Consider the following 24,429-nt stretch of genomic DNA (forward strand, 5'->3'; position numbering starts at 1 on the left):
CGCACTATACGGACTCGCACGCCGCCGCGTTGATCACCCGCGCCGAACCGACACGACAACGAAAAGGCGCCTGGAGGGGGTTCAGATGACCCATCAGGCGCCGAACACGTCTACGGAAATCAAAACTGCAACGGGGACACCCTAGCACCGTCGCGGATCCGCCGGGGGCGGGGCGGTCACAGATCGAGTCGAAGTTCGGGATTCCGGCCCGCCACCGAGCGCATCCGCCACCGGTCGGGGAACAAGGCGAGCAGGGCGTCGTCGCGTACGCGGGTCATGACCTCGACGCCGGCGGCGCTGCGCAGGATCTCCCGGCCGGCCGGGTCGGTGCGGGCCGCCACCTCGTACGGCAGGCGGTCCAGCTGCACGCGTACCCCGAATTCGGCCTCCAGGCGGTAGGTGGCCACTTCGAACTGCATCGGCCCCACAGCGGCCAGTACAGGGGCCTGCTCGCCGCGCTGGTCGGAGCGCAGGACCTGGACCACGCCCTCGGCGTCGAGCTGCTCGATGCCGCGCCGGAAGCGTTTGAAGGCCGTGGTGTCGGAGGTGCGCGCGACGGCGAAGTGCTCCGGCGGGAACGACGGCAGCGGAGGGTATTGCACGGGGGTCTGGGTGTACAGGGTGTCGCCGATGCCGAGCGCGGTGGCGTTCACCAGGCCGACCACGTCGCCGGGGTAGGCCTCGTCGATCGTGTCCCGGCCCTGCCCGAAGATCTGCTGGGCGTACTTGGTGGTGAACGGCCGGCCGGTGCCGGCGTGGGTGACGACCATGCCGCGTTCGAACCGGCCGGAGCAGATCCGCATGAACGCCACCTGATCGCGGTGAGCCCGGTTCATGTTCGCCTGCACTTTAAAGACAAAACCGGAGAAAGCGCCATCGACCGGCTGATCCGCGCCGGCGGTGGTCGGGCGGGCCGCCGGCGGCGGCGCCAGCTCCACAAGAAGATCCAGAAGCTGCCGTACGCCGAGGTTGGCGACCGCCGCACCGAACAGCACCGGCGTGCTCGTGGCAGCCAGGAACGCGGCCTGGTCGTGGTCGGCGCCGGTCATCGCGAGCAGCTCCAGCTCCTCGGCCGCGGTGTCCCAGTCCGCGCCGTACCGCCGGGCCGCCTCGTCCGTGCCCATCTCCTCCTCGATGGGCAGCCCGGCGCCGCCGGGGGAGCGCTGCATGCGGGTGAACACGCCGGTGCGGCGGTCGATCACGCCGTGGAACTCTCCGGCGATACCGACCGGCCAGGTCAGCGGGGTCGGCTTCAGCCCGATCGGCTGCTCGATCTCGTCCAGCAGCGCGAGCGCGTCGTGGCCGGGCCGGTCCCACTTGTTGATGAACGTCAGCACCGGGATGCGGCGCTGCCGGCACACCTCGAACAGCTTCAGGGTCTGCGGTTCCAGGCCCTTGGCCGCGTCCAGCAGCATGACCGCGCTGTCGACCGCGGTCAGCACGCGGTAGGTGTCCTCGGAGAAGTCCGCGTGGCCGGGCGTGTCCAGCAGATTGATCACGGTGTCGCGGTAGGCGAACTGCAGCGCCGCCGACGTCACCGAGATGCCGCGCTGCTGCTCCATGGCCATCCAGTCGGACACCACGCCACGCCGGTCGCCCTTGCCGTGCACCGCGCCGGCCTGCCCGATCACCCGGGCGTGCAGGGCCAGCGCCTCGGTCATCGTCGACTTGCCGGCGTCCGGGTGGGAGATCACCGCGAACGTACGCCTCCGGCCCGCTTGGGCGGCGACCCCCGCCGACGACGCCAGCACGTTCTGACTCACGATCCGCTCCCCACGATCACATCCTCGACGCCTCGATCGTGCGTCCGGTGAATGACCTAGCACGGTATCCTCTCGCCGGCGACGGCAGGCCTGGACCGTGATCGCCCTCACCCGGCCGCCCCTTGGCGCCAGTTCTTACGAGGTTCTTTCCTAGCGCTTACCGGGCCCTCACGCATCGATGGAGACCTCATCGGCCGCGGCCTGGCGGCCGTACCCCCGGCCGTCAGCGGGCGCTCCGTCAGCGGGGCTCCGCCCAAGGAGGGGATCCAGATGCGACCTCGGAGAAGAAAGCTCAGGATCGGGGATTCGAAGACCGCCCGCCACCTCGCGGTGCTCGGCGTTCTGGTGGCGACCGGCGCCGTGACGGTGGTTTTCGTCTCGAGCGGCGGCCGGGGCACGGCCTCCGCGTCGACCGGCCTCGACGAGTTCGTGCCGATCGAGCGGGTCGCGGCCGATGTCACGGTGCCCCGGCCCCGGCGCGGCGCGGCCACGGGCGTTTTCACGGTCGACTGCGGCACGAACGGCAACGGCAAGTTCAGCCCGGACAACCCGGTCGCGCAGCCCGGAATCAAGAACGGCGCGGAGCACGTCCACGACTTCGTCGGCAACCTGGCGATCACCGCCGACACCCCGGACGCGGTGCTCGCCGCCTCGGGTACGACGTGCCGGGACGGGGACCGGTCGGCGTACTTCTGGCCGGTCGTCCGGATCGACAAGTCGGTGCGGGCCGGCGGCGGCGCGAACGCCGGCGACAGCGCGCCGACGGTGTCCTGCCCGGACGTCGCGGGTAAGCTGCCCGCCTCGCCGGGCTCGGTGGCCCGCGCGGTCAAGCAGCAGCTGGCCCGGCTGGACCGGCTGTCGGCCGCGGCCGACCGCGCCCTCGCGGCGCACGGAACCCGGATCGACGCCCGGTTCAACAACACCGTCCTCGCGTCCCTGCGGGCTCAGCGGGCCGGGGTGGTCAAGCAGATCAGCCGGCTCCTGGCCGGTGCCGGGCACAAGCCGGCCGGCCTGGTGTCCACTGTCGACTGTGACATCAGCTACGACGGCTCGCACGCCGAGCAGACCGCCGCGGAAGCCGCGCTGAACGCGGCCACGCCGACGGTGTCCTGCCCGGGCATCAAGGACCACCTTCCGGACGTGCCCGATCGGGCGGTCGACGAGGTGAACCGGGACCTCGGCGAGCTCGACCAGCAGATCGCGGAGGCCGACCAGCAGCTACTCGCCGGCGCCGGTTCGGGCGAGACCGACGCGATTCTCGGCCGGCTCAGGGCGGAGCGGAGCGCGGCGATCAACCGGATCGGGATCGCCGTCCGGGCGGCCGGTCTCGACGCGTACGCCGCATGCGCCGTGAACGGCGCGGTCCCGGCACCCACTCCGTCCACCAGCGGCGCGGCGCCGCTGCCGGACCCGTCCGGCCCGAACCTGGAACTGCCCGGCAACACCGGCCGGATCCTCCGGCCCGCCTCGGTGCTCATCGAATATCGGGGCAACGCGACCGGCAAGGTGACGCCGATGCCGAAGTTCCTGCGGGCGCTCACCGGCGATGCCAAGCCGACCAGCCGCGGCCCGGCCAACGCCCGGGCCGCCTGGACCTGTTCCGGCTTCACCGACCGGCTCTCCGACAAGTACCCGATCTGCCCGGCCGGGCGGCAGGTGCTGCGCGTGCACGACTTCCCGGGCTGCTGGGACGGCAAGAACCTGGACAGCGAGAACCATCGCTCGCAGGTGGCGTTCGCCGACCGGCGGACCGGTGCGTGCCCGGCCGGTTTCGTGGCGATCCCGCAGCTGCGGATCACCATCGCGTACGACATCCCACTGAAGGTCCAGCAGCTCGGCCAGTACGCACTGGACTCGTTCCCGGAGGAGAACCACAACCCGTTCTCCGATCACGACGACTTCATCAACGTCAATTCCAACCGTCAGATGCAGAAGATCGCCGCGTGCATCAACGCGGGCCGCCGCTGTTCCTGACCGCCGGGACCGGGCCACCGCGCCGCTCAGTCGAGCGGCGCGGTGGACTCGCGGGTGACCAGGCGGCAGCCGATGGTCTCGACGCCGGAGCCCAGCGTGCCGTCGATCGCGGCGAACAGGCGCCGGGCGGCGAGGCGGCCCAGTTCTTCGAGGTTCATGTCGATGGTCGTCAGCGGCGGCCGGGCGTTGACCGCGAGGATGTTCCAGTTGTCGAAGCCGATCACCGCCACCTGGTGGGGGACGGCGAGTTTCTCCTGGTGCAGGACGTCGAGGACGCCGCGGGCGATCTCGTCCGAGCCGGCGAAGATGGCGTCGATGTCGGGGTCGCGCTGCAGCAGCATGCGGGTGGCACCGCGACCCCAGGCCTCGGACCAGGCGCCGAACCAGACCTGGTCGCCGGCGAGCGGGAGGCCTTCGGCGGCCAGGCGGTCGAGGGCGCCCCGGGCGCGATCCTGCGCCGCGCCGTAGGAGGGGTCGCCGGTGATGTGGGCGATGCGCCGGCGGCCGTGGCGGATCAGGTGGTCGACGGCCATCGTGCCGCCGCCGACGTTGTCGGTGACCAGGGACAGGTCGGCCGGGTTGTCGGACGGGGCGTAGGCGTAGATGACCGGCACCGGGAGTTCGCCCAGCGACGGCCTCGCGTCGGGGCGGGCGCCCACCACGATCAGCCCGTCGACCCGCCGGGACAGCAGGGCGCGCAGGTGGTGGCGTTCGCGAAGGTTGTCGCCCCGGGCGTCGCAGAGGAACACCGACGTCTGGTCGGAGCCGAACGCGTCCTCGGCGCCCATGAGGATCGGAATCGAGAAACGGCCCTCGAGGTCGGACGTCAGCAACCCGACCGTTCCGCTGCGCTGTGTGATCAACCCCTGCGCGAGGGTGTTGGGCGAGAACGACAGTTCCTCCGCCGCCTGAACGACCTTGGCACGAGTCGCGGCGCGGACCTGTGGCTGATTGTTGAGCGCCTTCGACGCGGTCGCGATCGAGACGCCCGCGAGCTTGGCGACGTCACGCAGCGTAGATCGGCCGGCCGGGCGCGGACCATCCGCAGTGGACCCCTGCTCCATCGGACCCCTTGACAACAGTTTTTCCTCCGTATTACGTTCCTGAAAACGTTTTCGGTTTTCCGCCAACTCCCCCGGAAAAACGCCTCTTAGCTGCTCAGGCCCAACAGGTTCTGCGGGCAAGGGTACCTGCTGGGCGTCCTCGACCGAAACGGCCCGAAACCTTTGCGGTTTGTCTCGGAGGGCAACGTGCGGCTCGACATATCCAACAACATGCGCAGAGCGATCGCGGGGATCGCCGTCGCAACCTTGACCATTTCAGGGCTGGCCGCGTGTGGGGGCGGCGACAAGGGCACGGCCGCCGCGCCGGCCGGGGCGGGCGTCGACGGCGTCGACGACGGTTCACCACTCACACTGTGGACGCGGGCGCCGCTGGAGCTGCAGGCCAAGGCCCTGGTTCAGGCCTACAACGGCAGCCACAAGAACCAGGTGAAGCTGTCCATCGTCCCCAACGACGACTACGTGGCGAAGGTGGGCGCGGCGGCCGGCAGCGGCGACCTGCCCGACCTGTTCGCGGCCGACATCGTCTACGTGCCCAACTGGGCCAAGGCCGGTCTGTTCGCCGACCTGACCGACAGCATCGCCAAACTTCCGTACGCCGACAAGATCAACAAGGCGCACCTGGCCGCCGGCACGTTCGAGAACAAGAAGTACGTTCTGCCGTTCGTCCTCGATCTGTCGGTCATGTTCTGGAACAAGGACCTCTACAAGCAGGCCGGTCTCGACCCGGAGAAGGGCCCGGCCACCCTGGCCGAGTTCAAGGAGCAGGCCCTCGCCGTACAGAAGCTGAACAAGCCCGGCGTCAGCGGCACGTTCTTCGGCGGCAACTGCGGCGGCTGCAACGTCTTCACCTGGTTCCCGATGATCTGGGCCAGCGGCGAGGACGTCATGAACCCCGAGGGCACCAAGTCGCTGCTCAACGGGACCGCGGCGAAACAGGTGTACTCGACCTGGCACGACCTCCAGGCGGCCGGCGCCGTCGCGCCCGGTTCCAAGGAGGAGACCGGCGCCACCTGGGTCGCCGCGTTCCAGCAGGGCAAGGTCGGCGTGATGCCGTACCCGGCGACGCTGCTTCCGACCGCCGACAAGACGGTCAAGGTCGGCGTGGCGCCCATTCCGGGCGTGAACGGCGGCGGCTCGACCTTCGTCGGCGGGGACGGGATCGGTGTCTCCAAGGACTCGAAGAAGTCCCAGCAGGCCTGGAACTTCCTCGCCTGGATGATGTCCGAGAAGGGGCAGGTCGACGTCCTGGCCAAGAACAACACCTCGGTGGCCCGCAGCGACCTGGTCGACAACCAGTATTCGGCCAAGGACCCGCGGGTGGCCCTGATCAACGAGGTCGCGGGCCGGGCGGACAGCAAGACCCCGGTGGCCGTCAACTTCCAGCAGGCGTTCAACGCCCCCGGCAGTCCCTGGGTCACGTTGTTCCGCAACCAGGTCTACGGCAACGGGTCGTCCCTGGACAAGGACAACGAGGCCGTCACCCGGGCTCTCGGCCAACAGTGACCGTGCGAAGCCTCCCCGCCCTCGCGGCGGATGCTCCTCCCCGCCGGCGGCGCTGGTCGTCGTCGTTGGCGGGGTGGGGGTACGCCGCTCCCACCGCCGCGTTCGTCCTGATCTTCTTCGTCGTCCCGATCGGGATCGTGGCCCGCATGTCGGGCTCCGACTGGAAGCTGTTCACCGGTGACCGGGGCTGGAACTCGGGGAAGAACTTCCAGTCCGCCCTCGACGACCCTCTGCTCTGGCCGTCGGTGCGGTTCACCCTCGAATACACCGTCGTCACCACGGTCATCCTGCTCGGACTGGCCCTCGGGCTCGCGCTGCTGGTGCAGGAGTCGAGCCGCTGGACCGGCTTCCTGCGTACGTCGTTTCTGATTCCCTCGGCCCTCGGCCTGGCCTCCGCCTCGCTGTTGTTCTATGCCCTCTATTCCCCGCAGAGCAGCCCGCTGCTCGGTTTCACCGACCGGCCGATCTCCTTTCTGGGCACGCCGATGTCGGCGCTCTGGTCGACCGTGGTGCTGATCGTCTGGCGCTATGCCGGCTTCTACATGCTGCTGCTGGTCGTCGGGCTGCAGAGCATCTCCGGTGACGTCTACGAGGCGGCCCGGCTCGACGGCGCCGGCCGGTGGCAGACGTTCCGCCGGATCACCCTGCCGCTGCTGCGGCCGTCCCTGGCCCTCAGCACGATCCTGTGCGTCACCGGCTCCCTGCTGGCCTTCGACCAGTTCTACATCCTCACCAAGGGCGGCCCGGACAACAGCACCATCACCATCGTCCAGCTCGTCTACAACTCGGCCTTCCAGGGCCATAACGACCTCGGCCGGGCGGCCGCGCTGTCGATCCTGGTGCTGGGCGCCCTGCTGATCATCAATGTCGTTCAGTTCCGTGGCCTACGCGGCAAGGAGAACTGATGCTGCGCACCCCCTCGCGCGTCCTCACCGGCGCGCTGGCCCTGCTGTTCCTCTTTCCGCTCGGCTGGGCGGCGGTGGCCTCGGTCAGCCCGCAGGCCGGCACCGCCCAGATCCACGGCTGGGGCCTCGGCAACTACCAGACCCTCGCCCATTACCAGGCCGGTATCGGGCAGTACCTGCTCAACTCGGCCGAGGTGTCGCTGATGACCGTGGTGTTCACGCTCGTCGTGTCGGCCCTCGGCGGCTACGCCTTCGCGACGTTCACCTTCCCCGGCCGCAACGCGCTGTTCCTGGTGACGCTGGCGATCCTCATGGTCCCGTACGCGACCCTGCTCATCCCGCTGTACGTGCTGCTCAACGACATCGGCCTGCAGAACTCGCTGGTCGGGCTGGCCCTGGTGCTGACGATGTTCCAGCTGCCGTTCGCGGTGTTCATGATGCGCATCTCGTTCGAGGCCGTGCCCAGGGAACTGCGTGAGTCGGCGCTGGTCGACGGCTGCGGCAGCTTCCAGGCCCTGCGGCGCATTCTGCTGCCGGCCGTCCGGCCGGGCCTGATCACGGTCGGTATGTTCGCCTTCCTGGCCGCCTGGAACGACTTCATCACGCCGCTGGTGCTGATCAGCGATTCCGCCAAGGCGCCCCTGCCGCTGGCCGTGGCCAACATGCGGCAGCAGGTCATGGGGATCGTCGACTACGGCGCCACCGAGGCCGGCGTGGTCGTGCTCGCGCTGCCCTGCATCTTGATCTTCCTCGCCCTCCAGCGGCACTACGTCCGTGGGTTCATGTCCGGCGCACTCAAGGGATGACACACGTGACCATCTCCAGCATTGACCACGCCACGCCCGCCGCGCCGACGGCCGGACGACTGCGCCCTCTGGACCTGCGTGAGGTCAGCCTGCGACCGGGTTTCTGGCAGCGGCGCCAGGACACCAACCGCCGTGCCTCGCTCGAGCACATCGAGTACTGGCTGGAGCGTACGGGATGGCTCGGCAACTTCGATGCCGCCGCCGAGGGGCGGTTGCCCGAGGCCCGCCGGGGCCGCGAATTCTCCGACACCGAGATCTACAAGCTCCTGGAGGCGATGGCCTGGGAGCACGGCCGGACCGGGGACACCGCCGTGGAGGAGCGGTACCGGGCGATCGTGCGCCGGGTCGCCGCGGCGCAGGAGCCCGACGGCTACCTGAACACCAACTTCGGGCGGCCCGGCCAGGCCCCGCGCTACAGCGATCTCGAGTGGGGGCACGAGATCTACTCGTTCGGCCACCTCATCCAGGCTGGCGTGGCCCGCGCCCGGACCGCCGGCCCGGACGAGCTGTTCCAGGTCGCCGTGCGAGCCGCCGACCATGTCTGCGAGGTGTTCGGGCCGGACGGGATCGCCTCGGTGTGCGGGCACGCCGAGATCGAGCCCGCCCTCGTCGAGCTGTACCGGGTAACCGGCGAGCGCCGCTATCTGGAGCAGGCCCGGCTGTTCGTGGAACGCCGGGGCAACCAGGTCCTCTCCGACATCGAGTTCGGCCGCTCCTACTTCCAGGACGACGTGCCCGCGCGACAGGCGGAGGTGCTGCGGGGGCACGCGGTCCGGGCCACCTATCTCGCCGCGGGCACGGTGGACGTGGCGGTGGAGACCGGCGATGCCGAGCTGCTCGACGCGGTGACCCGGCAGTGGCACGCCACGGTGGCCCGGCGTACCTATCTGACCGGCGGCATGGGCTCGCGGCATCAGGACGAGGCGTTCGGCGAGGACTTCGTGCTGCCGCCCGACCGGGCGTACTCCGAGACGTGCGCGGCGGTCGGGTCGGTGATGCTCAGCTGGCGGCTGCTGCTGGCGCACGGCGATCCGGAGTACGCCGACCTGATCGAACGGACGCTGTTCAACGTCATCGCCACCTCGCCGGCCGACGACGGCCGTGGCTTCTTCTATACCAACACCCTGCACCAGCGGGTGCCCGGCACCGAACCGGAGCCGGACAAGCTCGTGCCCCGCGCCGCGTCGAGCCTGCGCGCACCCTGGTTCGCCGTCTCCTGTTGCCCGACCAATCTGGCCCGCACCTACGCCAGTCTCGCCGCCTATCTGGCCACTGTGGACGACGAAGGTCTTCAGATCCACCAGTACGCCGCCGCTTCGATCAACACGACCCGGTTCGGCTGCGAGATCGACACCAGTTACCCCGACGAGGGGCGCATCACCGTCCGGATCACCGAGACACCCGAGACTCCGTGGACGCTCAGCCTCCGGATCCCGCACTGGGCCACCGGAGCCACCCTCGACGGCCGGCCGGTGCAACCCGGTTGGGCCCGTCTGCGCCGTCGCTTCTCCCCGGGTGACGTGGTAGTGCTCGACCTGCCCCTGCAACCCCGCATCACCGCGCCCGACCCGCGCATCGATGCCATCCGCGGCTGTGTCGCCGTCGAACGCGGACCCGTCGTGCTCTGCGCCGAGTCCGTGGACCTGCCCCCGGGCGTGGACCTGAACGCCCTGCGGGTACTCCCGCACGCCGAGGAACGCGACGGTGCCGTCGTCGTCACCGGCCTCACGGCCAAGCCGGCCGGATCCGGCTGGCCGTACGGCATCGCGCCCGAACCCACCACCGGGACCGTCGACGTCCCACTGCGTCCTTACCACCGCTGGGCCCGTCGTGGCCCGTCGACCATGCGCGTCTGGCTGCCCCTCGCCGACGGAAGGACCGATCCGCAGTGAAACTCACCAAGTACGGGGTCGTCGCGGTCGTTCTCGCGTCGGTCCTGACGCCGACCGCCGCCCAAGCGGCCCCCAACGCCGACACCCCCTATCCCACGTTCAAGGGCGACGCCGACCCGGTCCCGGCCGAGGGAACCGGTTACCACGTACGCAATCAGCTCCAGTCCATCTTCGACGCCGATGTCGCCGCCGGCGCCGGATCGAGCAGCGACCAGGACTTCTGGATCGACCGCATGCTCGCCCGCACCGGGAACCAGCCGGGCGGGTCGAACGGCGACGCGAACCAGTACCTGTTCAGCCGCGGCCGGGCCGTGTTCATGAAGACGCACAACCCCGCCGTGCTCGGATTCGGCGGCGAGGTCGCCTACATCGAGACGATCGCCGGCGGCCAGGGCGCGTACACGATCACGGCCTCGGTCAACGGCGCGGACGTCACGCTCACCGAGGACGCCGCGTCCCGCAAGCAGACTCCCAGCTACTTCCGCGGAGTCTTCACCGACACCGCGGCCGGCCTGCGGGTCATCGAGACCAAGTTCATCACCGACAAGAACGTCGCTGTGGCGAACCTCGACCTGTCCAGCACCGACGGCTCGGCGAAGAACGTCGTGCTGACGGCCACCTCGCCGTTCGCCAGCACGGCCGACGGCGACGAGCTGAGCGGAGCGGTGGGCGCGTTCAACAAGCTCACCACGATCTTCCCGCGGTTCTCCGGCGACGGCTTCGCGCCGGCCGGCGGCACGCTGAGGCAGACGGTCGCGGTGCCGGCCGGCGGGGCGGCGACGACCAAGCTCCAGCTCGGCTTCATCACCAAGGAGGAGCCGGAGTCGACGACGGAGTATCAGCATTTCAAGGGACTCGCCCCGGGCGCGGCGTACACCGAGCAGGTCACGGCCTACAACCGGTGGTGGGCCGACAACGTGCCTTATCTGGACACTCCCGAGAACAACATCGACAAGACGCTGTTCTACCGCTGGTGGCTGATGCGGTACAACTTCCTCGACGCCAACCTGCCGGGCAACGACTACCAGTTCCCGACGTCGATGGAGGGCGTGCTCGGCTACAACAACGCGATCGTGCTGTCGGTCGGCATGTTCGTCGACGACCTCAAGTACTTCCGGGATCCGGTCTACTCGTACGGGCCCTGGGTGTCGGCCGGTGAGGTGTCCAAGAGCTCGAAGTACGTCGACAACCCGGGCGACCCGGCCAACTGGTCGAACAGCTACACGGAATACCTCTCCGAGGCGGCCTGGCGGTCGTACGAGCTGCACGGCGGCCCGAAGGCGATCGCCGAGAACCTCGCCCGCTACTCCGAAGACGACGTCAAGGGGCTCCAGCAGGCGTACGACACCAACGGCAACGGCCTCATCGAGTACAACTGGGCCGCGATGACCGGCAACGACGCCGACGCGGTGTCGTTCGACTGGCGGCCCGGCAACATGGACCGCACCGAGAACGCGTACCTCTATTCGAACGCGAAGGCCTCGGCCGCCGCGTACCGGACCGCCGGCGACACCGCCAAGGCGGCCGAGATGGACGCGCTCGCCGAGAAGATCAAGGCGGCGGTCCTGCAGTACCTGTGGGAGCCGGCCCGGACCACCCCGGACGAGATGGGGCTCTACGGCAACCTGCTCAAGCACAGCCTGGTCGACGGCAACGTCAAGGTGCCGTGGAAGGAGATCAACAACTACTACCCGTTCTCGGTCGGGCTGATGCCGAAGCCGGGCGACGCGGACTACACCCAGCCGTACGTCGAGGCGCTGCGGCTGTTCGCCGACGACAAGCAGTACCCGATCTTCCCCTTTACCACGGCCAACCAGGCCGACAAGGCCGCGGCCGCCGCGCAGGGGGACCCGGGCAGCAACAACTTCTCGGTGATCAACTCGACGGTGACCTTCCGGATGCTCTCCTCGGTGTTACGGAACTACCCTTCGCCGTACCTGAACGCCGAGTGGTACAAGAAGCTGCTGTACTGGAACGCCTTCGCGCAGTATCAGAACGGCGACAACCGGTACCCGGACCAGAACGAGTTCTGGGCCGACGGCTCGGCCGCGGACGGCGGCAGCGTCGGCTACCGCTCGTGGATCCACCACACCATCCTCGGCGCCACCAACTTCACCGTCATCGAGGACGCGATGGGCCTGCGCCCCCGCGACGACGCGAAGCTGGAGCTCGACCCGATCGACATCGGCTGGGACCACTTCACCGCCAACAACATCCGCTACCGCGACAAGGACCTGACGATCGTCTGGGACGCGCCGGGCGGCACGAAGTACTACGGCGACACCCCCGAGGGCTACTCCGCCTACCTCGACGGCAAGCTCGCGTTCACCGCGGACAAGCTCGGCAGAATCGTGTACGACCCGGCCACGGGCACCGTTTCCGCGGCGCCGGGCATGACCGTCACCACCGCCGGGCAGTCGTCGATCGACGCGCCGCAGGACGTACGGTTCGCGGCCGGCGCCCGGATCGTCGACGTGATGGCTAAGGCGGGCGCCGACATCGCCCCGGCCAGCACCGGCTCACCGGATCTCGCCCAGGGCAAGCCGGTCACCGCGACCTTCTCGGCCAGCGGGCGCGCCCCGGCCGGGGCGGTCGACGGCACCACCGTCAACGAACCGTTCTGGGGCACGGCCGGATCGCCCAACGCATCCGACTCGATCGACATCGACCTCCAAGGCTCCAGAAAGGTCGATGACGTACGCGTCTACTTCTACAAGTCCACGACGACCGCGACCGTCGCCGGATACTCGGCGCCGGCCCAGTTCACCGTCCAGTACGACGACGGCGACGGCTGGAAGACTGTCCCGGGCCAGAGTCGCTCGCCGGCCTACCCGCAGGGCAACCTCAACCAGGTCCGGTTCCCCGAGGTCCAGGCGAGCAAGCTGCGCGTCACTGTGCAGCACGCGCCCGGCTCGAAGACCGGCATCAAGGAGGTTCAGGCCTTCGACACCGGCGTCGCCGCACCACCGGCCGACAACGCCCCGCCGCTGGCCGACGCGTGGCTCGACTCCTCGTACAGCCAGGCCGGCTCGGTCCGCCTGCTCGGCCTCGCCCAGGACGACGGCAATCCGGGCACCGCGCTGACCTCGGCGTGGACCGTCGTCGACGCGCCGGACGGCGGCTCGGCCGCCTTCGACCCGGCGAACGCGCCCGGCACGGTGGCCCGGTTCACCAAGTCCGGCCGCTACACGCTGCGGCTGACCGTCAGCAACGGCACCGCGACCGCGGCGAAGGACGTCGTGGTGCAGGCGACCGCGCTGAGCGAGGGCGAGATCAACGTCGCCTCGGCCGCGACCCCGTCGGCCAGCTTCACCGCCGGCTGGAACTCGGTGAACGCGGTCAACGACGGCAAGCCGCCGCTGTTCAGCGGGGGCGCGCAGACCGACGTCTGGGGCACCTGGACCGGCAACGAACCGGCCACCCGCTGGCTCCAGTACGACTTCGGCTCGCCCGTACGCGTCGACAAGGCGTCGATCGACTTCTGGTCGGACTCTGCCACCGGCGGAAGCGGCGTCTCGGTGCCGAAGTCGTGGAAGCTGCAGTACTGGGACGGCACGGCGTTCCAGGACGTGACCGGCGCGACCGGGTTCGACCCGGCGGTCCGCGGCAGCACCAACAAGGTGACGTTCGACCCGGTCACCACCACTCGACTGCGGGCCACCTTCAACGCGCTGCCCGACGCGGCCGGCACGGCGTACTCCGCGGTCGGGGTCTCCGAATGGCGGGTCTTCGCCGCCGCGGCGAGCTCGATCCAGGGCGTGGACGCGCGCACCCGGATCGGCGTCACACCCGCGCTCCCGGCCGCAGTGGACGTCACCTATGCCGACGGCGCCACGCTGCCGGTCGCGGTGACCTGGGGCCAGATCGACCCGGCCAAGCTGGCGGCCGCCGGTGACTTCACCGTCTCCGGCTTCGTCAACGGAACCACGCTGACCGCCACCGCCCACGTGTGGGTCCGCGGCGATGACCCGGTGCAGATCAACACGATCGACCCGGTCACCGTCACGACCAGGGCCGGCGTCCCGCCGAAGCTGCCCACCGGCGTGACCGTCGGCTACAACGACGGCTCCCGGCAGAGCGGCATCGCCGTCACCTGGGCCGCCATCGACCCGTCGAAGTACGCGGCGGCGGGGACGTTCGAGGTGAGCGGCCAGGTGGCCGGCACCGACAAGACCGCCATCGCGACCGTGGTCGTCGGCGACGGCGGCTCGACCGGTCAGTTCGACGTGCGGGTCCAGGCCAGGGCCCAGTGCCTCGGCGGCAAGGCCTACGTGGCCGTGAACGCGGTCAACGCCGACGACCAGAACCTCGACATCGAGCTGGCTACGCCGTACGGGTCGAAGAGGGTCCCCGCGGTCGCTCCCGGCCGGACCGCTTATCAGCAGTTCAACTCGCGGGCCGCGACCGTGGCCGCCGGCGGCGCGACCGTGAAGGTCACCGGCGGCTCGGTCACCACCGAGACCAACGCTCCCTACCCGGCTCTCACCTGCGATTGACAGGAGTACGCATGAACATCCCGAAGCGGCTGGTCGCCGTGGCGGCGCTGGCCGGCGTGGCCGCCTTCCCGACCGCGGCGGTCGCTGATCCCGGCGACTCCTCCGATGTGGACGTGATCGTCGACATCACCCCGATCAAGGTGCCCGGCGTGCTGGCCCTGACCGTGGCCGGCAGCGCGGTGGCCCTGCGGGAGAACGACTCCACGCCGACCGTCCGGCAGTTCACCGGCACCCTGCCCACGGTGACCGTCACCGACACCCGCACCGCCGACGAGATTCCGGCCGGCTCCAGCTGGGCCGTGCTCGGTTCGTCGAGCGACTTCACCGGCACCGGCCTGGCTCCGATCACCGCCGACCACCTCGGCTGGAAGCCGCGGCTGGTCGACCCCGGCGACAGTGCGGGACAGGTGAGCGAGGGCGAGGAGGTCGTCACCTCGCTCGACCAGCCGACCCAGCCCGGCAACAACGTCGGACTCACCGACCAGGAGCTACTGGTGTCCACATACGACTCGGCGTCGGTCACCGGCGGGGCGTACTCGGTCAACGCGGACCTGTTCCTGCGCACCCCGGCGGACGTCCAGGCCGGCTCCTATCAGGCGAAGCTGACGCTCTCCCTGTTCGAGTAGTCGCGGTCCGGCGGGCCGTGCGCGGCCCGCCGGCCGTCGAGAGGACCCCGATGATCCCGCAGCTAATCGCCGCCGTCCTTCTGGCCGCCTCTCCGTTGCACGCCGACCCCGGCACCAAGGTCACCTGGACGGTCCAGCCGGCCGACGGGAGCCGGTGGATCGAGCGCACTCTCGACCCCGGTCAGAAGGTCACCGAGAAGATGGCGGTGCGCAACCTGGGCACCGTCGACGCGGTGTTCGCCCTGAGCGCGGCCGACGGTTACCTGACCGACAAGGGCCGCTTCAACATGCTCGCGTCGGACAAGAAGTCGGTCGACGGCGGCACCTGGATCGACGTGCGGCACAGCGTCGCCGTCGGTGCGGGCCAGACCCGGATCGTCCCGTTCACCATCACCGCCCCGGCTGGCGCGACCCCGGGCGACCACCCGGCCGGCATCGCGGCGTCGGTCCTCAGCCGCTCCGGCACCGTGCAGGTCGAAAGCCGCGTCGGCTTCCGGGTTCTGCTCCGGGCCAGCGGAACCGTCCGGGCCGCGCTCGCCGCGCAGCGGGTCAGCGTCCGCTACGACCGTTCCTGGAACCCGCTGCGGTCCGGCACGGTCCACGTCACCTACACGGTGGCGAACACCGGCAATGTGCGGGCGGGCGCCCGCGCGTCCGTTTCCGTCGCCGAGCTGTTCGGCGCCCACCACCGGGCCGGCGACCCGGTCGCGGGGGAGCTGTTGCCCGGCGGCGCCCGCCCGGCCGACGCCCGCGTCCACGGCGTGTGGGGGATCGGTCCCGTGCACGCGAGGATCCTGCTCTCCCCGGCCGATCCGGCCGGCCCCACCGACGTGACGGTGTGGGTCGTGCCGTGGCCGCAGCTCATCGCGGTGGCATTGCTGGTCGCACTCGTCCTCGTCCTGCGTGCCCTGTCCCGTCGGCGCCTCGAGCGGCTGATCGAGAACGCCCGGCAGGAAGTTCTGAGAAAGGACAACCCGTGATTCCGCTCAACCGACGGCAACTCCTCCAACTCTCCGCGCTCGGCGCCGCATCGGCCGGCCTCGTCACCGCGCTGCCCCCGGGCGCGGTCTGGGCCGCCGCCCCGGCCGATGTCGGTCCCGGATCGACCGCACCGGTCCGGCCCTTCCCGCTGAGCGATGTGCGGCTGGGCAACGGCCTGCTGCAGACCAAGCGCGACCGCACCAAGGCCTTCCTGCGGGCGTACGACGAGCGCCGCTTCCTGGTGCTGTTCAACAACCAGGCCGGCCGGCCCAACCCGGCGGGCGTCGCCGTGCCGGGCGGCTGGGAGGACGGCGGTCTGCTCAGCGGCCACTGGACCGGGCACTACATGACCGCCCTCGCGCAGGCGTACGCCGATCAGGGCGAGGCCGTCTACAAGACCAAGCTCGACTGGATGGTCACCGAGCTCGCCGCGTGCCAGGCCGCCATCACGGCCCGTCTCTCCTGGTCCAAGTTCGACGAGGCCGACGGGACGGCGCTGAAGGACGCCTCGCCCAACGGCCGCGACGCCGGCATCGTGGCCGCCTCCACGGCCGGAGCGGCCGACTGGATCCCCACCTATCCGGGCTATCTCGGCGCCCTCCCGGAGGACGCGGTGCTGCGCCTCGGGCCGCCGCGCTGGGCGGTGTACGGCGGCAACGCGGACACCAACACGTGGGCGCCCTGGTACACCCAGCACAAGATCATGCGCGGGTTGCTCGACGCCTACTACCACACCGGTAACGCCCAGGCCCTCGACGTGGTCACCAAGATGGCCGACTGGGCGCACCTGGCGCTGACCCTCGGCGACAAGAACCACCCCGACTATCCGGGCCCGCTGACCCGCGACGACCTCAACTACATGTGGGACCTCTACATCGGCGGCGAGTTCGGCGGCGCCAACGAGGTGTTCCCGGAGATCCAGGCGCTCACCGGCGACCCGAAGCACCTCGAGACCGCCAAGTGCTTCGACAACCGCGAGTCGCTCTTCGGCGCCACCGTGGAGAACCGCGACATCCTCGTCGTCACCCCGGCGACCCGGCCCGGCCGCCGACGCGACCTGCGGCTGCACGCCAACACCCACGTGCCGCAGTTCATCGGCTATCTGCGCATCTTCGAGCACGGCGGGGCGGCGGAGTATTTCACCGCGGCCAAGAACTTCTACGGCATGGTCGTGCCGCACCGGATGTTCGCCCACGGCGGCACGAGCGGCAACTACCCGGGCTCCAACAACAACCTCGAGCTGTTCCAGAACCGGGACGACATCGCCAACGCGGTGGCGACCAGCGGCGCCGAGAGCTGCACGACGTACAACCTGATGAAGCTGGCCCGCAACCTGTTCCTGCACGAGCACGATCCGGCCTACATGGACTACTACGAGCGCGGCCTGCTCAACATGATCGCCGGGTCCCGCGCCGACACCACCTCGACCGGCGACCCGCAGGTCACCTACTTTCAGCCGGTCGGGCCGGGCACCGTGCGCAGCTACGGCAACACCGGCACCTGCTGCGGCGGCACCGGCCTGGAGAACCACACCAAGTACCAGGAGACGATCTACCTCAAGTCGGCCGACGAGGGCGCGCTCTGGGTCAACCTCTACGTCCCGTCCACGCTCACCTGGGCGTCGAAGAGCTTCACCGTGACTCAGGAGACGACTTACCCGCGGTCGGACCGGGTGACGCTCACCGTGGACGGCTCGGGGCCGCTCGACCTCAAGCTGAGGGTGCCCGGCTGGGCCCGGAAAGGCTTCACCGTCACGGTCAACGGCGCCGTCGTCAACCTGGTCGCTCACCCCGGCACCTATGTGACGCTGAGCCGGACCTGGAGCCCGGGCGACGTGGTGGAGATTCGGATGCCGTTCAGCATCCACATCGAACGGGCGATCGACCGCCCCGACACCCAGGCGGTCTTCTGGGGACCGGTGCTGCTGCAGATCCTGGGCGGGGGTACCACGTGGCGTGAACTGACGCTGTACGCCGGCCTCAAACTCGACGGCGACTACTCCCGGGCCGCGGTCACCGCGGGGCCGCCGACCGCGACCGGCGACCCGACCTTCCTCGCCGGGGGGCTCACCCTGCGGCCCTACTACATCAGCGACAACCAGGCCGCGTCGTCCTACTTCCGCCGGACCGAGCCGGCGATCGTGTTCGGCTCCACCGGCACCGGGGTGCCCAACCGCAAGCGCGACGACGGGCTGCCGCGGTACGACGTCCCGGTCGCCGGCGTCACCTCGCCCGGCACCGACGGCCCGACGTTCCTCGACGTGCTCTGGGACCAGGCGCCGTTCGCGACCCACGGGCAGTTCGTCACGGCCGTCGGTGACACCGCCGCGGCGTTCGTGATCGCGGGGATATTCACCGCGGGGGAGAGGGACGCCATCATCTCGGCCGCCGCCGCGGCCGAGGCGGAACTGTCGCCCCTGCGGGTCGAGGTCGAGGCGCGTACGCAGCGGGTCGGCGCGACGATGTACGTCGCGGTCAATGCCCGCAACGCCGATCAGGTGCCGCTCACCATCGAGCTGAGCACGGCGTACGGGTCGCGGACGGTTCCCGACGTGGCGCCCGGTCATTCGGCGTACCAGTCCTTCACCACGCGCGCCGCGTCGATCCCGCCCGGCACCGCGACCGTCAAGGCGAGCGCCACCGTCGGTGGCTCGCCGGTGACAGCGCAGTTCGACGTCGCCTATCAGACCCCGTAACCCGTCCCGACCTCAGTCGCCGTCGCCAGGTCCTCGGCGACTGAGGTCGGCCTCACCTAGCGGTAGCGGAAGATGATGCGGCCACGGGTCAGGTCGTAGGGGCTGAGCTCGACGAGCACCCGGTCGTACGGAAGGATTTTGATGTAGTTCTTGCGGATCTTTCCGCTGATGTGGGCCAGCACCTTGTGGCCGTTCTGCAGTTCCACCCGGAAGGTGGCGTTGCGCAGGCACTCGAGAACCGTGCCTTCGAGTTCGATGCCGTTCGACCCTCTCATCGCAGCACCAGCTCGAGGTTGCTGCCGGTGCGCCGGGCGCCGATGCCCTCGAACAGCGCCGTGGCGGCCACATTGGACTCGGTCACCTCGGCCGAGGCGGCTTCTTTGCCGATGTTGTGCAGCGCGCCCAGCGTGTGGGCCAGCAGCGCGCGGGCGATGCCGCGGCGCCGGGAACCGGCCCGGACGGCGATCAGCCCGATGCGCGGCCGCCGGGTTGCCGTCGCGACCCGCAGCAGGCCCACGTAGCGGCCGGATCGCGCCGCCACGGCGTATTTCGACGGGTCGAGGACCGAGTTGGCCAGTATCTCGGCCGGCATGTCCGGCCAGCCCGGGCCGGCCTCGATTTCGTCGCGGATCGTGCGGTCGAGGGCGCGTAGCCGCGTTTCCTCGGCCCGACCGAAGGCCACGACCGTCACGCCGGCCGGCCGGGCCGAGTCGAGGCCGGTGGCCCGGGGGTCGGTGGGCACGGCGTACTCCCACTCGCGGCGCCGCACGGTGAAGCCGGCGCGTTGCCAGCGGGCGGTGAGGTCGAGCTCGGCCTCGTCGACCATGGTGTGCAGCGGCCTCGGGAGGGCGGCCAGCATGGCCTCGGCCAGCCGGTCGAAGGCCGCGTCGTGCCAGGCGTCGATGCTGACGAACATCCGCCCGTCGGGCCGGCGCGATGTCGCGCCGCGGCCGACCACGAGGTCGTCCTCCAGGGCATGCCATTGGCCGGGTGCGATGTGTGAGACGAGCACGACGTTGCTGAATTCCACTGGTTTCACAGGTTGGTGCCTTTCGGATCGCCCTTGTCGGGGCGCTCCCGGCGACACCTATGTCAGTGGCCGGCCGGTGACAACGAGGGGAGCACCCACATCGATACAACGTTCACGGGGTCTCACCTCCTCGGTCGGTGTCACGGCGCCGGAAAACGTATCAACCGGCTCGCCGCGCTGTCCACCACATTTCTGGCTCGTGCCGAGGTGACGTCCGCGAGGGCTGGGAACTGCAGCTCGCCCCCAACCACCTCGGGCACTTCAACCTGACGTCCTCCCTGCACGGGTCGCTCGCCGCGGCCGGTGGGGCCCGGGTCGTCTCGGTGAGCTCGAACAGTCACCGCACCTCCCTGATCGTCTTCGACGACCTCATGTCCGAGCGCCGCCCGTACGATCCGTGGCTCGCCTACGGCCAGTCGAAGACCGGAAACATCCTGCCCACGGTCGAGATCGCGCGCCGCTGGAGCGACGACGGCATCATCGCCAACGCGCTCATGCCGGGCGGCGTCCGCAGCGGCCTGGCGCGGCGACCTCCGTGCTGCTGGCCGCCTCCCCGCTGATCGACGGCGTGAGCGGACGGTACTTCGAGGGCTGCAACGAGGCCGAACCGACGACCGGCCCGGCCGCCGAGGACGGTGGGCGCCCGCACGCCCTCGACCCCGAGGCCGCGTCCCGTTTGTGGGAGGTCTCGGCCGGCCTGCTGAACGCGTGAACGGGGCCGGCCCCGGGGTACCTCCTTACCGGAACACGTTCCGGGAGGATCCAGTGGAATTGCGCCCAGGTCGCGGGCCGACGGCCGCCGCAACCGTGAGCTGGTGCTCGGCGTCGCGTCACAACTGTTCGTCGAGAACGGGCCGGACGTGCCGTTCACGGAGATCGCCAAGAAGGCCGGGGTCGGCGTCGGCACGGTCTACCGGCATTTTCCGACCCGCGAGGCGCTGATCTCCGCGGCGTACGCGTCGGAACTGGACGCGGTCTGCCAGGCCGCCGCCGAGCTGCTGGCTCAGATGCCGCCGGCGGCGGCGCTGCGCGCCTGGATGGGCCGCTTCATCGACTACATGACCATGAAGATCGGCCTGACCGCCGCGATCCAGTCCGTCGTCGCCGCCGGCGGAAACCCGTACGCCCGCAGCCGGGAACGGCTGGACGAGGCGCTCGAGGTGCTGCTCGGGGCGATGGTGGCAACCGGTGAGGCCCGGCCCGAAGTGCCGGCCGACGACGTCCTCATGACGCTGAGCGGCATCGCGATGGCGGCCGGCGCCCCAGAGCAGCGCGAGCAGGCCGAGCGCATGGTCGACCTGCTCGTCGCCGGAATCCTGGTGCGCTAGCCCGGCGCGTCGCCGAGCGGTGGATTCAGTCGCCGGCTGTCCGGGGGACGAAGACCTGGATCTGGCCGTCCTGTTCGCGGGCCAGGATCGCCGGCAGGCGGGCCGGCTTGGCGGCCAGCTGGTAGCGGATCACCTCGCCGTCGAGAGCGAAGAACGTGCGGTGGCAGGGGCAGTCCAGCCGGCTCTCGGGAAGATTGAGGACCAGGCGGCAGGCCTGGTGCGTGCACACGCCGGAGCGGGCGCTGACGACGCCGTCGACGCGGTGGAGATAGCCGGTCACCGCGCCGGTGTCGAAGGTCCGCGCACCGCCCTCGGCCAGCTCCTCGCTGGCCAGGATCGTGTGCCAGGTGCCGTCGCTCGGTGACAGGGTCGGGGCGGGCTCGGCCACCGACGGCGCCGCGACCGTACGGTCGACCACGACGGCGACGACCGCGGAGGCGGCCGCCGCGGCGGTGCCGGCGAGCAGCTGGCGACGCCGGCCGGCCGGCCGGCGGCTGACCTCGGGCTCGGGCTCGCCGGTGCGGGCCATTTCGGCCGCCACCTTGACCCGCAGGCCGGCCAGGAATTCGGGCCGCGGCATGGCGCCTTCCGGGTCGGCCGCCCGCAGGGCGATCGCGGCGCGCAGCGCGTCCGTCTCGTCGTCGGTGGGCACGAAGCGTCCCGGCCGTCTCTGGCGCAGCAGCCGGTCGATGTAGGAGGAGATCCGGCGCACCCGGTTCACCGCCCTTCCGCGTCGATCAGTTTCGCGGCCGCTCGCAGCGCCCGATATTGCAGCACCTTGGCGTTGCCGACGGTGACTCCGAGGTGTGCGGCCGCCTCGCGGATCGACGCGGCCTGGAGGAACCTCAGCTCCAGAATCTTGCAGTATCGCTCCGGGAGCGCCGCCAGCACCCGCCGCACCCGGCCGGCCGCCTCCGGCCGGTCGGGTGCGGCCTCGAACTCGTCGGCGATGGCGTCCGGGTCGATCGAGGTGAGCTGACGGCCGAGGGTGCGGCGCCAATGTTCGGCGAGCGCCGTACGCGCGGTGGCCCGCAGGTACGCCCGTACCTCCCCGACCGACGCGTCGGGGCGCAGCCGCGGCATCGCGGCGAGGAAGACCTCGGTCGTCAGGTCCTCGGCGTCCGGCCGGTTGCCGACGCGGCTGAACATCAGTCGGTAGACCCGCTCCGCGTTGTCCCGGTAGACCTCTTCCCAGCTCGGGTACGTGTCGTCACCCACCAGGCGCAGGCCCGGGGGTTCCGAGGGCTGCGGCTCCGCAACCGCCATCGGCTTCACCTCCTGCCCTCAGATACTCGTGCGGGTTACACCGGGGCGCTCCCGGCGTCGTCGCGGGTAGATCCACAGCGCCGCGACCAGGCCCAGGGTCGCGATCTCCGACAGCACGCTGAGCAGCGCGTCGGGGTGCGGCTGGAACCCGCGCTCGGTGAAGCCCCACACTCCCACGGTGCGCGACAGCAGGAAGCCGCCCAGGGCGCCGAGCGCGGTGCCGGCGGCTCCCAGTTGCAGGATCACGGGGCCCGCGAACAGCAGAAGTGTGGCCACCGCGAAGGAGACCGCGGCCTGCACAAGGAACATCGTTCCGATCGGGGAGATGAAGCGGTAGCCGTGCACGTAGAGGTCGGCGTGCACGTACCCGCTCGCGGCGACGGTGGCCACCACGCCGAGCCGGATCACCAGCGGAAGTCTCATGTGAGCCGCTCCTCCTTCAGCGCCAGCGCGTGGTCGCCCTCCCGATAGGTCACGCTGCGGATGCCCAGGGCGTCCTGGAGTTGCCGGGCCGGCAGGACCTGCGGGGTCGGCGCGGGGCCGTGCCCGGGAGCCGGGAGCGGATAGGCCGTCGTCGTGGCCGAGTGGAAGGTGATGTTGCCCTCGGTCTTGGTGAACAGCTGGTGGACGTGACCGTTGAGGCACGTCACCGAGGAGAAGCGCCGCAGCATGTTGATCACTTGCAGCGAGTCGTCGGTGCTCCAGCCCCACTGCGGATACATCGCGAACAGCGGGATGTGGCTGAACACCACGATCGGGGTGTCCGGCTTCAGTCCGGCCAGATCGCGGCGTACGAAATCAAGCTGTTCCGGGCCGAGATGGCCGGCCTTCTCCAGGCTCAGGGTGTTGACCAGGGCCAGGAAATGCACGCCGTGGGTGTCGAAGCTGTACCACCCGTCGCCGGACGTGTTGGCGCCGAAGGCGCCGCGATAGGCCTTACCGCCGTCCCCGACCGAGTCGTGCTCGCCCGGCACCACGAACACCCGGTCCGTGCGGGTCGTCGACAACATCTGCTTGACCTGGTCGAACTGCCCCGGGGTCGACAGATGGGTGAGATCGCCGGTGTGCATGACGAAGTCCGGCCGGAACCCCAACGCGTTGATCCGGCCCAGAGCGTGGTCGAACGAGGCCGTGACATCGGTGTTGGCGGGCCCGGTGAACCCGATGTGGCTGTCCGAGACCTGGACGAACCGCAGCGTGTTCGGGTCGGCCGTCGCGGCGGCCGCGATGTCGTCCTGATCATCGGCGATCCGGCTGATCACCTCCCCGCCGACCACACTGAGCACCACGGCGCCGCCGAACCATCCGGCGTGGCGCATCAACTGCCGTCGCGTCATCCCCTCGCTCATGGCGTCACCGTCACGGTCGCCGTCATGAACGGGTGGATCGTGCACAGGTACTGGTAGGTGCCGGCCTTGGTGAAGGTGAAACTGAACGTGTCGCCGGTGTTCATGGCCTGGGAGTTGAGCGGGCCGCCGGATCCGCCACTGGTCACCGTGTGCGCGTCGGAGTCCTGATTCGTCCAGGTCACCTTGGTTCCGGCCCGCACCGTCAACGCGGCCGGCGCGAAGGCGAAGCCCTTGATGGCGACGCCGTTCCCGGCGACCGGCGCCGCGGCATCGGCGGCCGCCGGCGACGAGGGCATGTCCATGCCGGCCATCGACGACGGCGCGGAGGCGGAGTCGCCCGGCAGGCCCGGCAGGCTGCTGCCCGGTGACGCCTTCAGCCCGGCGTCAGCCGCGGCCTCGCCGGAGCCGCCGCACGCCGAAAGCAGCCCGAAAGAGCCGACCAGCGCGAGCGCGGCGGCGGCGCTCCTCCAGTGCGCGGCGCTGAGTGTGCGCGATTGCATGACTGATGTCCTCCTACTGGATGGGCTGTCCATCTCGTCCGCATAGGAATAGGAGGGGGGTTACACCGGCCGCCGCCGGTGGGCTACCTCAAGGAACGGAACGCGGCCCGCAGTTGCGCCGCGAACAGCTCCGGCTCTTCCCAGGCGGCGAAGTGGCCGCCCCGTTCGGCCTCGCCGAAGTAGCTGAGGGTGGGGTAGGACTGTTCGGCCCAGCTGCGCGGCGTCCGCCAGATCTCGCCCGGGAACGTGCT

General features: G+C 70.3%; 21 protein-coding genes and 1 pseudogene. 12 read left to right on the forward strand and 10 right to left on the reverse strand.

Annotation, left to right across the window (positions count from 1 at the left end):
- Positions 1–176: 176 nt before the first annotated feature.
- On the reverse strand, positions 177–1,763 hold the full coding sequence (locus tag AB0M88_RS24745; RefSeq protein WP_364106028.1) for a peptide chain release factor 3: 1,587 nt from the start codon (positions 1,761–1,763) through the stop codon (positions 177–179).
- Between the two features lie 270 nt (positions 1,764–2,033).
- Here AB0M88_RS24745 and AB0M88_RS24750 point away from each other — a divergent pair, with 270 nt between their 5' ends.
- Positions 2,034–3,737 (forward strand): DUF1996 domain-containing protein, encoded by a 1,704-nt coding sequence (locus tag AB0M88_RS24750; protein ID WP_364106030.1) that lies wholly within the window; start codon positions 2,034–2,036, stop codon positions 3,735–3,737.
- Between the two features lie 26 nt (positions 3,738–3,763).
- Here AB0M88_RS24750 and AB0M88_RS24755 read toward each other — a convergent pair whose 3' ends face one another.
- Complete coding sequence (locus tag AB0M88_RS24755) at positions 3,764–4,801, reverse strand: LacI family DNA-binding transcriptional regulator (RefSeq protein ID WP_364106032.1); 1,038 nt, start codon at positions 4,799–4,801, stop codon at positions 3,764–3,766.
- A gap of 246 nt (positions 4,802–5,047) precedes the next feature.
- Here AB0M88_RS24755 and AB0M88_RS24760 point away from each other — a divergent pair, with 246 nt between their 5' ends.
- From AB0M88_RS24760 to AB0M88_RS24795, 8 genes are read left to right on the forward strand one after another with little or no spacing between them, the layout of a single operon-like run.
- Complete coding sequence (locus tag AB0M88_RS24760; protein ID WP_364106034.1) at positions 5,048–6,304, forward strand: sugar ABC transporter substrate-binding protein; 1,257 nt, start codon at positions 5,048–5,050, stop codon at positions 6,302–6,304.
- Positions 6,305–6,306: 2 nt separating this feature from the next.
- Positions 6,307–7,209 carry a sugar ABC transporter permease gene (locus AB0M88_RS24765; protein WP_364106036.1) on the forward strand — a complete coding sequence of 301 codons (903 nt, stop codon included), beginning with the start codon at positions 6,307–6,309 and terminating at the stop codon, positions 7,207–7,209.
- Positions 7,209–8,015 (forward strand): carbohydrate ABC transporter permease, encoded by an 807-nt coding sequence (locus tag AB0M88_RS24770; protein WP_364106038.1) that lies wholly within the window; start codon positions 7,209–7,211, stop codon positions 8,013–8,015. The genes AB0M88_RS24765 and AB0M88_RS24770 overlap by 1 nt, the downstream gene beginning before the upstream one ends.
- Positions 8,012–9,907: a beta-L-arabinofuranosidase domain-containing protein gene (locus AB0M88_RS24775; protein WP_364106040.1), complete on the forward strand. Its 1,896-nt coding sequence runs from the start codon at positions 8,012–8,014 to the stop codon at positions 9,905–9,907. Before AB0M88_RS24770 ends, AB0M88_RS24775 begins: the two co-directional genes overlap by 4 nt.
- Positions 9,904–14,403, forward strand: a complete 4,500-nt coding sequence (locus AB0M88_RS24780; protein ID WP_364106042.1) for an Ig-like domain-containing protein — start codon at positions 9,904–9,906, stop codon at positions 14,401–14,403. The genes AB0M88_RS24775 and AB0M88_RS24780 overlap by 4 nt, the downstream gene beginning before the upstream one ends.
- Before the next feature lie 11 nt (positions 14,404–14,414).
- Positions 14,415–15,029: a hypothetical protein gene (locus AB0M88_RS24785; RefSeq protein WP_364106044.1), complete on the forward strand. Its 615-nt coding sequence runs from the start codon at positions 14,415–14,417 to the stop codon at positions 15,027–15,029.
- Positions 15,030–15,079: 50 nt separating this feature from the next.
- A complete protein-coding gene (locus AB0M88_RS24790; RefSeq protein ID WP_364106046.1) occupies positions 15,080–16,009 on the forward strand; it encodes a hypothetical protein in 930 nt (309 codons plus the stop codon).
- Positions 16,006–18,705, forward strand: coding sequence for a beta-L-arabinofuranosidase domain-containing protein (locus AB0M88_RS24795; protein WP_364106048.1), 2,700 nt, complete (start codon positions 16,006–16,008; stop codon positions 18,703–18,705). The genes AB0M88_RS24790 and AB0M88_RS24795 overlap by 4 nt, the downstream gene beginning before the upstream one ends.
- A gap of 56 nt (positions 18,706–18,761) precedes the next feature.
- Here AB0M88_RS24795 and infA read toward each other — a convergent pair whose 3' ends face one another.
- Both infA and AB0M88_RS24805 read right to left on the reverse strand, forming a co-directional pair.
- Positions 18,762–18,980, reverse strand: coding sequence for a translation initiation factor IF-1 (gene infA / locus AB0M88_RS24800; protein ID WP_364106050.1), 219 nt, complete (start codon positions 18,978–18,980; stop codon positions 18,762–18,764).
- On the reverse strand, positions 18,977–19,744 hold the full coding sequence (locus AB0M88_RS24805) for a GNAT family N-acetyltransferase (protein WP_364106052.1): 768 nt from the start codon (positions 19,742–19,744) through the stop codon (positions 18,977–18,979). Before AB0M88_RS24805 ends, infA begins: the two co-directional genes overlap by 4 nt.
- Positions 19,745–19,872: 128 nt before the next feature.
- Between AB0M88_RS24805 and AB0M88_RS24810 the strand changes: the two genes are divergently transcribed.
- The 3 genes from AB0M88_RS24810 (at position 19,873) to AB0M88_RS24820 (ending at position 21,063) form a co-directional block, all read left to right on the forward strand.
- Positions 19,873–20,295, forward strand: coding sequence for a hypothetical protein (locus AB0M88_RS24810; protein ID WP_364106054.1), 423 nt, complete (start codon positions 19,873–19,875; stop codon positions 20,293–20,295).
- 8 nt (positions 20,296–20,303) lie between these two features.
- On the forward strand, positions 20,304–20,447 hold the full coding sequence (locus AB0M88_RS24815; protein ID WP_364106056.1) for a hypothetical protein: 144 nt from the start codon (positions 20,304–20,306) through the stop codon (positions 20,445–20,447).
- Positions 20,448–20,550: 103 nt separating this feature from the next.
- Complete coding sequence (locus AB0M88_RS24820) at positions 20,551–21,063, forward strand: TetR/AcrR family transcriptional regulator (protein ID WP_364106058.1); 513 nt, start codon at positions 20,551–20,553, stop codon at positions 21,061–21,063.
- A gap of 25 nt (positions 21,064–21,088) precedes the next feature.
- On the opposite strand, the gene AB0M88_RS24825 is transcribed toward AB0M88_RS24820, so the two are convergent.
- The 6 genes and pseudogenes from AB0M88_RS24825 to AB0M88_RS24850 all read right to left on the reverse strand — a co-directional run.
- Positions 21,089–21,784 (reverse strand): Rieske (2Fe-2S) protein, encoded by a 696-nt coding sequence (locus tag AB0M88_RS24825; protein ID WP_364106060.1) that lies wholly within the window; start codon positions 21,782–21,784, stop codon positions 21,089–21,091.
- Positions 21,781–22,329, reverse strand: a complete 549-nt coding sequence (locus AB0M88_RS24830; protein ID WP_364106062.1) for a sigma-70 family RNA polymerase sigma factor — start codon at positions 22,327–22,329, stop codon at positions 21,781–21,783. The genes AB0M88_RS24825 and AB0M88_RS24830 overlap by 4 nt, the downstream gene beginning before the upstream one ends.
- A gap of 18 nt (positions 22,330–22,347) precedes the next feature.
- The gene (locus AB0M88_RS24835; protein ID WP_364106064.1) at positions 22,348–22,752 is read right to left on the reverse strand and encodes a hypothetical protein; all 405 of its coding nucleotides are present in this window, start codon (positions 22,750–22,752) and stop codon (positions 22,348–22,350) included.
- Positions 22,749–23,678: a metallophosphoesterase gene (locus tag AB0M88_RS24840; RefSeq protein ID WP_364106066.1), complete on the reverse strand. Its 930-nt coding sequence runs from the start codon at positions 23,676–23,678 to the stop codon at positions 22,749–22,751. Before AB0M88_RS24840 ends, AB0M88_RS24835 begins: the two co-directional genes overlap by 4 nt.
- Complete coding sequence (locus AB0M88_RS24845) at positions 23,675–24,178, reverse strand: cupredoxin family copper-binding protein (RefSeq protein ID WP_364106068.1); 504 nt, start codon at positions 24,176–24,178, stop codon at positions 23,675–23,677. Before AB0M88_RS24845 ends, AB0M88_RS24840 begins: the two co-directional genes overlap by 4 nt.
- Before the next feature lie 83 nt (positions 24,179–24,261).
- A pseudogene (locus AB0M88_RS24850) lies at positions 24,262–24,429 on the reverse strand (epoxide hydrolase); the annotation flags it as partial.

Origin of the sequence: Actinoplanes sp. NPDC051411, assembly GCF_040682075.1 — a bacterium.
Taxonomy (GTDB): Bacteria; Actinomycetota; Actinomycetes; order Mycobacteriales; family Micromonosporaceae; genus Actinoplanes.